Here is a 12,408-nt window from a genome sequence, read left to right on the forward strand (position 1 = left end):
GCCTGCCGCGCCGGCTCAGTGCATGAGCACGACCGGCTCGGACGCCGGGCCCTCGTCGACCGGCGCCGGCTTGCGCTTCGGCAGCAGCACGGTCGCGACGACGAACGCGATGACCACCAGGGCCAGCGCCCACCAGAACGTCGACCCGAACGCCTCGGCGAGCAGCGGAGCGGCCTGGGCGCGCTGCTCCTCGCTGACGGCCGCGCTCTCGCCGATGCCGCCACCGCCGCCCGTCCGGTCGGCGATGGAGCGGGCGAGCAGCACCGACAGGACAGCGGTGCCGATCGACGCCGCGACCTGCTGGACGATGTTGAGCGCCGTGCTCGCGTTGGCCACGTCCACGCGGCGCAGCGTCTGCATGGCCCCGGTGAAGGTCGGCATCATCGAGAAGCCCATGCCCACGCCCATGAGGAAGAGCAGGCCGGCCAGCAGCCAGTACGACGTGTCGCCCTCGATCTGGGTGAGCCCGAGGAACGACACCGCGACGGCCGCGAGGCCGAACGGCACGATGCGGCCGACGCCGGTGCGGTCGGCCAGCACACCCGCCAGGGGCATGGCGACCATCGCGCCGATGCCCTGCGGGGCAAGCAGCAGGCCGGTGTCCATCGCCGACTCGCCGCGCACGACCTGCAGGTAGAGCGGGAGCAGGAGCATGCCGCCGAAGACCGAGATGATCAGCAGCGCCAAGGTCGAGGTCGCCGCCGTGAAGACCCGGTTGGCGAAGAGCTTGAGGTCCACCAGCGGGGCCGCGGTGTGCAGCGCGTGCACCACGAAGGCCGCGAGGGCCGCTGCGCCGAGCACGACCGGCACGAGCACCTGTGCGTGCAGGAACGTGCCCTCCTCGCCGGACTTGGCGAACCCGTAGATGACGGCCGCGAGCCCCGGGGAGAGCAGGACCACGCCGAGCCAGTCGATCGAGTAGCGCGCCTGGGACTCGTCGTTGTCCAGGACCCTCCAGGCCAGGTAGATGGCCGCCGCGCCGACCGGCACGTTGATGAAGAAGATCCAGCGCCAGGAGAAGTCGTCGACCAGCCAGCCGCCGAGGATGGGGCCGCAGATCGGGCCGAGCAGCATGGGCACGCCCATGACGGCCATCACCCGGCCCACGCGGGCCGGGCCGGCCGCGCGGGTGAGGATCGTCATGCCGACCGGGCTGAGCAGGCCGCCGCCGAAGCCCTGCAGCACGCGCAGCGCGATGAGCGACTCGACGTTCCACGCGGCGCCGGCGAGGGCGGAGCCGAGGACGAACAGGAAGATCGACGCGAGGAACGTGCGCTTGGCGCCGAAGCGGTCGATCGTCCAGGCGCTCAGCGGGATCACGGTGGCGAGGGCGAGGGTGTAGCCCGTGACGACCCACTGGATCGTGGTGAGCGGCGCGTCGAGGTCCGTGGCGAGCGCCTGCAGCGCGACGTTGACGATCGTGGCGTCGAGGATGACGAGCACCGAGCCGAGGACCACCACCGAGGCGATGAGCAGCAGCCGGCGGTCGAGCCCCTGGTCGGCAGGGGTGCTCCCGCTCGGCGCCGGCGGCGCCCCCGCGCCGTTCGGGCTGGAGATGTCGGTCATACGGGTGGTCCTCCAAGGACGCGGGTGATCCAGTTGCGGTGGTGCGGTACGGGGGGCAGACGGCCCGGCCCGTCGGAACTCATCTTCGAGGATGCGAGCACGCCTTCGCCACGAGCCGGTCGCGCAGCGCTCCCCGCCATCGACGCTGCGTGACGTAGGTCACGTCGACCCATGCCCGCTGCCGGGTGCGGCCCGGGGCGCGGGCGTCGACATTCTGGCCGCTGCAGGGGGCGGAGCGCCTGGCAATTTCCGCCGGGTCAGGCCTGCACCAGCACCGGCACCGAGGCCGTCGCCCCCGTCGGCCCGGTCATGCTCACGGTGATGCGGGCGGGGGGCGTCAGGCGGACGAGGGCGGCGTACTCGTACGGCGCCTCCTCGTTCTGCCGGACGACGGCGACCGGCCACCCGGGAGCCGTCGGCAGCACCCGCGCCGGAGGGGGATGTCCGGCACCGCGACGGTGAGCGAGACCGGCGCGGGCAGCGGGAAGAGCACCGGCCGGCGGCCCACCAGCCGCAGCACGGCCGGCCCGTCGGGCGTCGTCGCGACCGGCGCGTCGCTGCCGAACAGGACCGCGATCCCGCGCCCGCCGACGACGAAGCTGTCCACCACCTGCAGCGTCGGCGCACCGGGGCCGTCTCGGGCGGGACGGTGAGCGTGCGGGTCGTGACCCGCCCGGAGGGTCGACCAGCCGCACGGTGACGTCCACGGCGTCAGCGGCGGCCGCGCGCCGCAGCCAGAGGGTCAACGGCGTGCTCCCCCCCCGCACGGTCGTCGCGCACGAGCAGCGGGCCCGGCTCCGCCCCCGCCGGCGGGGGCAGCTGGCCCGTCTCGGCGGCGAGGCCCAGCCGACCGGCGGCCCGTCCCGGCGCAGCCGGTCCAGCGCGGCGTCGACCGGCGACGCGAGCCCGGCGGCCGGCCCCTGCTCGCGCCCGTCGTAGCCGGGCAGCTCGACGCCCTGCCCGACCGGCAGGCCCACCACCTCCCACTCGGCCCAGTCGTCGGCCGTCACCACGTCCGCGAGGTGGGCCACGGCGGCCTCGACGTCCCAGCCGCCGACGACGAGGGCGCAGGTCATGCCCGGGCTGTGCAGCAGCACGTCGACGCTGCGCCGGTCGCGCCCGACACCCGCTCCGAGGCGGCCGCGGTCGACGGGGACACCGGGCCGCGGAAGCCGACGACCAGGACCGGCGAGCCGCCGTCAGCGACCGTCGCGCCCACCTCCAGGGTCGCCGCCTCCCCGGCCCAGCTGACAAGCAGGCCGTGCGGGTGGGCCGAGAGCGTGACCGGGCGCTCCGCGGCACCGCCCCCGCCCGTCGGGCCCACACGGTGAACGGCGACGCGGGCGCCCCGAGCCGAGTGGCGCGCGGTCGCGGACGAGCCGGTGCTCGACCGGGGCCTGGACGAAGAGCGCAGCCTGCTCGTGCACGTCGCGGAAGCGCGACGTCGTGAACGGGACCCGCAGCACGCGCACCCCCTGGCCGAGCCGGGCGCGCCCGAGGCCGACCCGCTCGACGTCGAGCAGGTAGTCGGTGCAGGGCTCGAAGTCGTCGGGATTGGTCGTGACGACAGTGTCGGTGCGCGAGCCCGTCCGGGGGATGCAGGGCAGCCCCTCGACCAGCTCGCGCACCGTCGTCTCCCACGGGCCGTACATCTGCAGCGCGGCGGCCTGGACCAGCCCGGGCAGCGGGTTAGGGGCCGGCGACCGCCTGCCCTGGAGCCTCGGGGTGGCGCCCTGACGTGGCGTGCACGTACGCCCGCAGCTCGGTGCCGTACGCGGTGGGAGAGCTTCGTCACGGCCTGGCTGGCGAAGGCGAGCCGCACCGGCTCCGAGCAGAAGGTGCCGGCCTCCCCGAGGCCGGGCGACGCGGCCACGACCCAGGGCTCGAGCCGGGCGGGGACGCGGCCCGCGCCCTCCGCGGAGAACGCGTACTCCTGGGTCTGCGGCGGGCCCTAGTCCTCGTCCTTCGGCGCGGCCGGGGGCGGGTCGTCGGACTCAGTGCTGTGCGCGGCGCGCCCCGGTCCGGGAGCTGTGCCTGCGAACGTAGCCCTCAGCCCGGGCGGGGGAAGGCCTGCGGGCGAAGGGGTTCCCTCCGCTTCGCCCGCACGTCGGGCGGAGTACACCTGCCGGTCGCCGGCCGTCGATGAGGTGCAGGCGTCTGTGTCCACCGGCTGCACCGATGTGCCAGGAGTGCTTCTTGCTTCGCCTTCCCGTCCCGCGGGTGATCGCCGCGGCGATCCTGTCCCCCGCCCTCGTGTTCAGTGCCTCCCCTGCGTACGCGGCCGCTGTGCCCGCCGCCGGCTCGGGCTCCTCCAGCGCCGCCGACCTGCCCGACACCGCCCTCGCCCCCGCGGGACGCGCGATCGTGACGGACCGCGAGGAGACCGTCGTCGCGCCGGGCGTGACGCACACCGCGTTCGACCGGATCGACGCACGCGGCTGGATCCGTGGTGACGTCCTGGTCGCCGACCTCGACGAGGACCGCGTCACCGTCGACTACCTCAACCCGGGCACCGTCTCCGGGCGGGCCGTGCTCTCCCAGCAGGCGGCCCGCGCCGGCGCGGTCGCCGGCGTCAACGGCGACTTCTTCGACATCAACGACACGGGCGCCCCGCTGGGCGTCGGGCTCGGCCGCGGGACCGGGCTGGTGAACGCCCCGTCCACGGGCCACAACGACGCAGCCACCATCGGGGCCGACGGGCTCGGCCGCATCGCGCAGGTCTTCCTGCAGGGCTCCGCCGCGACCGACCAGGGCGACCGCGTCTCACTGGCCAACCTCAACAGCCCGGGGGTCAACGCCGGCGGGGTCGGCCTCTACACCGCGGCGTGGGGCGCGGCCCCGCGCACCAGGGTGATCGACGGTGTCCCGACGGTCCGCGAGGTCCTGGTCCGCGACGGCGTCGTGGTGTCCAACGGCCCGGTCGGCGCGACGCCGCTCGCCGCCGACGAGCTGGCCCTCGTCGGCCGCGAGGCCGGGGCGGCCGCCCTCGCGGCGTTCTCGGTGGGTGAGCGCGTCGACGTCTCGTACGGCCCGCGCAGCGACGCCGGCGACCTCGCGGTCGCGATCAGCGGCAACAAGCAGCTCGTCCGTGACGGGGCGCTGCTGCCGGTCGACGACGTCGACCTGCACCCGCGCACCGCCATCGGCTTCTCGGCGGACGGGCGCCGCATGATCCTGGTGACGATCGACGGCCGCCAGGCGGACAGCCGCGGGATGACCGAGCGCGAGCTGGGGACGTTCGTGCGCGACCTCGGTGCCGACGACGTGCTGAACCTCGACGGCGGCGGCTCCTCGACGATGCTGGCCCGCACCCCCGGTGACGCGGCGCCCGAGGTCGTCAACAGCCCGTCCGACGGCGGTGAGCGGCTGACCCCGAACGGCCTCGGCCTGCTCGTGGCCCCGGGCTCCGGCACGCTGACCGGGCTCCACGTGGAGCCGGTCGTGGAGGACGACCGCTCCGACCGGGTGCTCGCCGGGCTCTCCCGCGTGCTCCGCGCGAGCGGCCACGACGAGACGTACTCGCCGGTGCCCACCGAGGTGCGGTGGCACGCGAGCCCGACGACGGACGCGTACGTCGCGCCCGGCGCCGACAACACGGTGGTCGTCACGGGGCGCCGACCGGGAGACGTGGCGATCGAGGCGTCGGGCAAGCGCGCCCGCGACGTCGTGGGCGTCGCCGACCTCGTCGTGCTCGGCGCCCCCGTCCGCCTGACCACGAGCGTGCCGCAGGTGTCGCTGAACGGCGCCGGCGCGGCCGGCACGTTCGAGGTCCACGGCTACGACGAGGACGGCTTCTCCACGTGGGTGGAGCCGCGCGACGTCACGCTCTCGTACGACGCCGACGTCGTGCGGGTCGAGGCGGCGGGGAAGGGCTTCCGCGTCACCGCCCTGCGCGCCGACGACGCCGCGGCGGTCACGGTGACCGTCGCCGGGCTGAGCACGACGGTGCCGGTCACCACGGGGCTGCAGTCGATCGTCGTCGACCCGATGGACGACCTCGCGCCCTGGATGGCCAACCGGGCGCCGGCGACGACCGGCTCGGCCATCTCGACGGCGCCGGGGCGCACCGGTGGCAACGCCATCGCCCTGGACTACTCGCTCACGAGCTCCACCGCGACGCGGGCCGCGTACCTGCAGGCACGTTCGGCCATCGCCCTGCCCGGGACCCCGCAGCGCATCGGCGCCTGGGTCCTCGGGGACGGCAGCGGGGCGTGGCTGCGCGGCAACATCTTCGACGCCGCCGGCGGTGCGGCCAAGACCATCGACTTCGCGTCGTCGGTCAACTGGACCGGCTGGCGGTACGTCGAGGCGACCGTCCCGGCCGGGCTGCAGGCGCCGTTCCGCTTCCAGCGGCTGTACGCCGTCGAGACGGCGCCGACCCGCCAGTACTCCGGCCGCATCGTGGTCGACGACCTGACGGTCAAGGTCGCGCGCGCGGTCAGCGTGCCGGCGGCGCCGCGCCTCGTGGACCCGGTGGTCGTCACCGACGGCAGCGTCCAGGACGGCAAGCGCTGGAGCTTCGCGGTGCTGTCGGACGTGCAGTTCACCGCCGACGCCCCGGAGTCCGAGCTCGTCAAGCAGGCCCGGCGCACGATTCGCGAGACGCTCGCGGCGCGGCCGGAGTTCCTCGTCATCAACGGTGACTTCCTCGACCGCGCCTTCGCCGATGACGTCACGCTGGCCAAGCGGGTCCTCGACGAGGAGATCGGCGACCGGCTGCCCTACTACTACGTGCCCGGCAACCACGAGGCGTCCGGCCCCGGCACGATCGTGGAGTGGTCGAAGGTGTTCGGCCCCGGCTACCGCACCTTCGACGAGAACGGCACGCGGTTCGTCCTGCTCGACACCTCGCTCGGCACCCTGCGCGGCGGCGGCTTCGAGCAGATCGTGATGCTGCGGCAGGCGCTCGACTCGGCGAAGGCGGACCCCGGCGTCCGCTCGGTGGTCGTCATGGGCCACCACCCGGTCGACGACCCGCTGCCGACGAAGAACTCTCAGCTCGCCGACCGCAAGGAGGCGCAGATGCTGGTCGACTGGCTCGCGGGCTTCCGCGCGAGCACCGGCAAGGGCGCGGCGTACGTCGCCTCCCACGCGGGCGTCTTCGGGGCGAGCCGGGCCGACGGCGTCCTGCTGCCGCTGCTCGGAAACGCGGGCAAGGGCCCGAGCTCCGCGCCCGACGCCGGCGGCTTCACCGGCTGGGCGCTCTTCGGGGTGAACGCCGCGGCACCGCTGGTCGACGACAAGGTGCGTCACCGGGCCGCCCCCGAGCGCAAGGACCCCGACGCCTGGCTGCGCGTCGAGTTCCGCGCGCACGTCGACACGCTCGAGCTGCAAGCCCCGACGACGCTCGTCGCGGGATCCTCGGCCCCCGTGTCGGCGACGACGGTGCAGGACGGCCGCCGGGTGCCGGTCGCGTACCCGGTCTCGGCCGACTGGGCCGGCTCGCGCGAGCTGCTCGTCGGGGACCCCGACGACGTCCGCTCGCGACACGTCGCCGTGCTCGACCCGTCGACGGGGAAGCTCACCGCCCTGAAGCCGGGTTCGTTCGACCTCTCGGTGACGGTCAACGGCACCACCCGCAGCGTGCGGGTGTCCGTGGCCGCCGCGGCCCTGCGCCCGGCCGCCTGACCCGCACTCCAGCACGAAGGGGCCGCTTCCGGTGAGGAAGCGGCCCCTTCGCGTGCCGTCCGGCTCGGACGCCGGACCGGTGCCTCGACGCCGGCGAGGCGATCCCGTCACCGCCGCAGCGGTGAGCCTCCTCCACCCAGCAGGTGCTGCACGGCGCGCCCGACGAGGTCGGCGCGGGCCTGCGCGTCGGCGAGCTGCTCGATGCCGAAGCCGAAGAGGGCGGTGTCCTCGGTGAGGACGGTCGCGGTGTCACCGCCGACGCCGACCGAGCGCTCCCAGCCCCCCGTCGCCGGCGGGCTGCCCGCCGGCGGGCCCTGCACGGACCAGGCGCCCAGCCCGGACTCGAAGCCCTCCTGCTGCGACGGCCCGGCGGTCGTCGTCAGGCGGGTGTCGTCGAGCAGGACGCCGAAGCCGCCGGTGAAGGGGTCGCTCACGTAGCTGACCGTGACCTCCACCTGCTGCCCCGCGTACGCCGACAGGTCGAAGGAGAGGTCCTCCCAGCCGCCGGTCGAGCCGGTGAGGGAGTTCCACGACCCGCTCGTGCCGGTCGGCTGGCAGGGGTTGCCCGGGGTGAGGTAGTGCGTCAGCCACGGGTGCTCGTCGAGCAGGAAGCCGACTTCGCACTCGATCGGCACGTCGTCCGAGGTAGCGCCGCCCTGGTCGGCCAGCGTCGTCCAGTTCTGCTGGCCGACCGTGCGGGCCTCGACGAGCACGTGGTCGTACCCGAGCTCGGTGTCGACGGAGAAGGCTGCGGCGAAGGCCGGCTGCTGCGCCGCGCTGATCCCGGTGAGGTCGTACGTCCGGGTCAGCCGGGTGTACGTGTCGTCCGTGTGGAACGCCGCCACCGCGTACTCGCCCTCGCGTGGCAGCAGCGGGCTGACCGCGCCGAGGTACCGGGCGCCCGCCCGGCTCTCGCCGAACTGCGGGAACTCCTCGACGGGGAGAACCTCGCTCAGCGGGGTGAAGGCCCCGGGCTCGTCGACCGGGTTGTCGACCGTGGCCGGCCCGCCGAAGGTGCCGGAGAACCCGGCGAAGGGGCTGCCGGGCAGGCCGCCCACACCGGACGCGGCGTCGAGCGGGACGCGCGAGTCGGCTCCCAGGTAGTACTGGGTGAAGTCGTCGGCGAGCAGCAGGCAGTCGTCGCGCAGGCTGGTCGTGACGACGCAGTCGCCCTCCGGGTCGCCGTTGATCCCGTAGTAGATGCCGCCGATGGTGGAGCCGAGGAAGCCGTAGTACGCCGCCGTCTCGCCGGAGTGCAGGAGCTTGCCGCCCTCGTTGAGGAAGTCCCGGACGGCGATCGTCAGGTACTGCTGGCGCTCGGCGACCTGGGCATCGGGGTAGTTGGCGTTGCCGATGCGGGTCAGCGCGTCCTCGGGGTCCATCGTGAGCCGGTTGTCACCGAGGTACCACAGCACCGCGTCGTAGTGGCCGAGGACGGCAAGGTCGTGCGGCACGCCCTGGGCGTCCACGTCCCAGGTGTCCGCGGCGATCCCGTTGGCCGCCAGGGCGGCGACGTGCTCGTCGAGGTACTTGGGCGCCGTCACGGAAGCCGGGTACGTCGGGTTCACGCCCCGGTAGTCCTCGTTGGCGATGACAAGAACCCGGTTTCCGGTGTCCTGCGCGACCGTGTAGGTGAACGACTCGCTCTTGGAGTTGCCCTCCCCGCGCCCGCGGAAGTGCACCGTCACCCGGTCACCGGGCTTGGCCCCGCGTACCTCGGCGCGGTACTCCGCGTAGTAGTCGTTGTTCTCCCAGCCGTAGCGCTCGCCGCCCTCCCACTCGGTCGCGGCGACCTCGTAGCGCGGGCCGCGGCCGTTGATGCGGTACTCCATCGTGATGTCGCGGAGCGCCCGCTTGGCCACGACGCCCACGGTCTGCGGGTCGCCGTACGACACGCTGAAGGTGTCGACGCGGAAGTTCTCGGCGGTCCGGCCGACGACGGACACCGGGTCGTCCGGGTCGAGCGCCGACTCCGCGACCGCCAGCGCGAAGGGGACGTTCTTCTCGAACTCGGCCTGCACCAGCTCCTCGTCGTCCGGGAAGATGAAGCCGCTCTCGCAGTCGGCCGGGTCCCACTCGTCGTCGGGCACGGAGGCCGAGGCCGCCTCGCAGGTGGACATCTCCGGGGTGAAGCCGAGCGTCCCGTGTGCCTCCTGCGCGTGGGTGTCGGTGTCACCGTTGGTGGTGTAGAGCTCGGCCGACAGGTCGGGGTCGTAGCCCGGCACCGCCGGGTTCGCGTCGTCGCCGACCATGGCCTCGTAGAGCACGTCGTCCGGCCCAGGGGTCGCGACCTGCCAGCCGATGCCGTGCAGAAGCAGCTGCGCGGCCGAGTGGTAGTTCACGAGGAACTGCGCGCTGAGGCGGCCGAAGAGCGCGTCGAGCGCCTGGGTCTCCGGCTCCGAGGCGGGAGACGGGCCACGGTAGGTGTCCACCTGCGGGAACGGCGACGACCCCTCGTTGTCGTAGCCCCAGCGGGTCGGGAAGTTGCGGTTGAGGTCGACGCCGTCGGCCGCGGAGACCTGCCCGTCGCCGTCGTTGTCGCGCAGGTTCTTGCGCCAGAGCCGCTGCCCCTCCTCGAACGTCCAGTCGTAGCCGTCCGGGTTGGCGACCGGGATGAACCACATCTCCGTGCGGTTCACCAGCCGGCGGATCTCGGGGTCGGTGTCGTAGCCGGTGAGGACGTGGTCGAGCAGCCGGCGGATCATCTCCGGTGTGATCCACTCGCGCGCGTGCTGGGCGCCGAGGAAGATCGTGGTCGGCTCGCTGCCGTCGGGCCGGGTGGAGGCGTTGCGCCCCACCTTCACGGCGACGATGTCCTGGCCCTTGACCGACCTGCCGATGCTCACGAGCTTCGTGATCCGGGGATGGGCCGCCGCCTGCTGTTCCATCTCCTCCTTGAGCCCGCCCGGGCCGGAGTACTTGCGGAACACCTCGTAGTCGGCCGCCGCGAGCGAGGCGCGCTGCGCGACCGTCTCGCCCTCGATGAGCTTGGGCGCGAGCTCGAGCCCCTGCTCGGCAAGCTCCTCGACCTGCGCCCCCGACAGCGTCGCCTCGACGCTCACCTTGCCCGCGGCGCCGCTGGCCGAGGCCACCTCCAGGTCGTGCCGGTCGACCCCGAGGTCCAGCAGCGCGCGCAGGTCGGCGCGGTCGACCACGCCGGAGTAGACGTCCAGCCGGTCCGTGCTCGGCGCCCGGGCGGCGGCGCCGCTCGGCGCGGCCATGGCCACCGAGGCCGTGAGAGTCAGGGCGGCCAGAGCCGCGGCGGTACGTCGGTGCACGTTTCCCCCTACCTGGTGCGATCATCGGACAGGTCACGGTTCTCCCGCGGTGTCTGCGGTGTCAATGGCCGTTGCCCCGGGCTGTCACCTCCCGCGCGGGCGAGGCGAGGTGACGGCCGGCCCGGGGCGCGAGGGCGGGGCGGGAAAAGGGCCCTCCGGTAGCCTCGTCGCCGGGAGCGCGTCGCCCCCGGCGATCCCGTCGCTGGCCGAGTCGGGCTCCTGTGGGCCGCTAGCTCAATTGGCAGAGCAGCGGACTTTTAATCCGCGGGTTCAGGGTTCGATCCCCTGGCGGCCCACTCCGCTCGTCCTCTGCCGGTGCCGGAACGCCGGCGCGCATCGAGCGGCCGTTGCGGCACGCGGTCTCCCGGGCTCCACCGCGGCGGAGTTCGACCGTGCGGCAGGCATTCAGCCCGACGACGAGGCGCTCGGCGAAAGCATTGCGACCACGGGCCGCGTCGTGCTCTGGTAGGACTCCACGGGTGCGGACCGGCCGCCGGGAGACCGACGACTCGACCGGGGGCGCGGCGGAAGGCCGGACGATCACCGCATCCGGACGAGGAGGGGCCGTGTACGCCCGCACCACCGTCAGGCCGGCACGAGCAGCGCACCATCGGCCCCGCCTCCGCCTTCTCGGCACGTCGGTCGCGGTCGCGCTGGCCGCGCTCGCGGTGCCCGCGGTGCCCGCGGTCGCGGCCGCCCCCGACCCGGGCGTCCTCGTCGCGGGCATCCCACCGGAGGTGACGGCCCCCGAGCTCGGCCCACCGACCCTCAGCGACGCGTACGGCGACGAGGCGGCCGGCCGGCCGGGGACGGCGGCGTGCCCGTTCCCCGCGGTGCTGACCGGCCTGGTCGGCACGGTGAGCGGGTACGTCCGCACCGTCGGCGTCGCCTGCCGCCGGGTCGTCGTCGAGGACGGGCGCGCGAGCCTCGGCGGCCAGTTCCTCGCGGGCACCCTCGTCGCCGACGTGCCGGGCACGGGGGCCGGCTCGGTCTGCCCCGACGGCTCCCTCGTCGTGGGGTTCGAGGCCAGGGCCACGACGCGCATCGACGAGCTCACGCTGGTCTGCGCCCCGCTGCACAGCGACGGGACGCTCGGCGCGCGCACGGCCACGCGGCCCCTCGGGGTCGGCGAGGGGCCGGTGCGCGAGCCGGTCCAGTGCGCGCCCGGCTCGATCGCCACGGGCATCGACGGACGATCCGCCGCGGGGCTGGAGTTCTTCCGGCTCGTGTGCCGGCAACTGACCTTCGGCGACATGGAGCCCTCGCCCGCAGACCCGGGCAACCTCGCCTGGCCGCTCGCGACGGACATCAGCACGACGGGCCGCGCCACCGGCTACGTCGACGCCCCCGGCCAGGCCCGCTGGTACCGCTTCGCCGTCCGGCCGGACAGCACCGTCACCGTGCGCCTGCCCGGGCCGCCCGCCAACTTCGACGTGACACTGTTCAGCGACATCGGCGAGGCGTTCGAGCAGATGTACGCCGACGGCACCGGCTCCGTGGACGACCTGACCCGGCTGAGCGCGGAGTTCGCCGGGGACGCCTTCAGCCCGTCGGTGTTCAGCCCGTCGGTCTTCTCGCCCTCGGTCTTCAGCCCGTCCGTCTTCAGCCCCTCGGTGTTCTCGCCGTCCGTGTTCTCGCCGTCGGTGTTCTCCCCGTCCGTGTTCTCCCCTTCGGTGTTCTTCCCGTCGGTGTTCAGCCCGGCGGTCTTCTCCCCCTCGGTCTTCAGCCCGTCCTTCTTCAGCCCCTCGGTGTTCTCCCCGGCCGTGTTCGCGCCTTCGGTGTTCTTCCCTTCGGTGTTCAGCCCGTCCGTCTTCAGCCCCTCGGTGTTCACGCCGTCCGTGTTCTCGCCGTCGGTGTTCTCCCCGTCCGTGTTCTCGCCTTCGGTGTTCTTCCCTTCGGTGTTCAGCCCGTCGGTCTTCTCGCCCTCGGTCTTCAG

7 protein-coding genes, 1 tRNA gene and 1 pseudogene are annotated in these 12,408 nt (G+C 74.0%); 5 read left to right on the plus strand and 4 right to left on the minus strand.

All coding sequences use genetic code 11. The annotated features are described in order from the left end of the window. Positions 1-15 precede the first annotated feature (15 nt). On the minus strand, positions 16-1,566 hold the full coding sequence (locus tag G9H72_RS18220; protein ID WP_166173796.1) for a DHA2 family efflux MFS transporter permease subunit: 1,551 nt from the start codon (positions 1,564-1,566) through the stop codon (positions 16-18). 257 nt (positions 1,567-1,823) lie between these two features. Continuing rightward, positions 1,824-1,991 (minus strand): hypothetical protein, encoded by a 168-nt coding sequence (locus tag G9H72_RS18225; RefSeq protein ID WP_166173798.1) that lies wholly within the window; start codon positions 1,989-1,991, stop codon positions 1,824-1,826. A 325-nt stretch (positions 1,992-2,316) separates the two neighbouring features. Here G9H72_RS18225 and G9H72_RS18230 point away from each other — a divergent pair, with 325 nt between their 5' ends. Further along, on the plus strand, positions 2,317-2,505 hold the full coding sequence (locus G9H72_RS18230) for a hypothetical protein (protein WP_166173800.1): 189 nt from the start codon (positions 2,317-2,319) through the stop codon (positions 2,503-2,505). 133 nt (positions 2,506-2,638) lie between these two features. On the opposite strand, the gene G9H72_RS18235 is transcribed toward G9H72_RS18230, so the two are convergent. Beyond that, positions 2,639-2,890 carry a hypothetical protein gene (locus G9H72_RS18235; RefSeq protein ID WP_166173802.1) on the minus strand — a complete coding sequence of 84 codons (252 nt, stop codon included), beginning with the start codon at positions 2,888-2,890 and terminating at the stop codon, positions 2,639-2,641. A gap of 236 nt (positions 2,891-3,126) precedes the next feature. Here G9H72_RS18235 and G9H72_RS18240 point away from each other — a divergent pair, with 236 nt between their 5' ends. Both G9H72_RS18240 and G9H72_RS18245 read left to right on the plus strand, forming a co-directional pair. Next, on the plus strand, positions 3,127-3,303 hold the full coding sequence (locus G9H72_RS18240) for a hypothetical protein (RefSeq protein WP_166173804.1): 177 nt from the start codon (positions 3,127-3,129) through the stop codon (positions 3,301-3,303). A 459-nt stretch (positions 3,304-3,762) separates the two neighbouring features. Next, positions 3,763-7,194, plus strand: a complete 3,432-nt coding sequence (locus G9H72_RS18245) for a phosphodiester glycosidase family protein (RefSeq protein WP_231127428.1) — start codon at positions 3,763-3,765, stop codon at positions 7,192-7,194. Between the two features lie 107 nt (positions 7,195-7,301). On the opposite strand, the gene G9H72_RS18250 is transcribed toward G9H72_RS18245, so the two are convergent. After that, complete coding sequence (locus G9H72_RS18250; protein ID WP_166173854.1) at positions 7,302-10,415, minus strand: M14 family metallopeptidase; 3,114 nt, start codon at positions 10,413-10,415, stop codon at positions 7,302-7,304. Positions 10,416-10,695: 280 nt separating this feature from the next. Here G9H72_RS18250 and G9H72_RS18255 point away from each other — a divergent pair. Together G9H72_RS18255 and G9H72_RS18260 are read left to right on the plus strand one after the other, a co-directional pair. Next, a tRNA-Lys gene (locus G9H72_RS18255) sits at positions 10,696-10,768 on the plus strand. Positions 10,769-11,038: 270 nt separating this feature from the next. Then, positions 11,039-12,408: pseudogene (locus tag G9H72_RS18260) on the plus strand (hypothetical protein); the annotation flags it as partial.

Source organism: Motilibacter aurantiacus, assembly GCF_011250645.1.
Lineage (GTDB): Bacteria > Actinomycetota > Actinomycetes > Motilibacterales > Motilibacteraceae > Motilibacter_A > Motilibacter_A aurantiacus.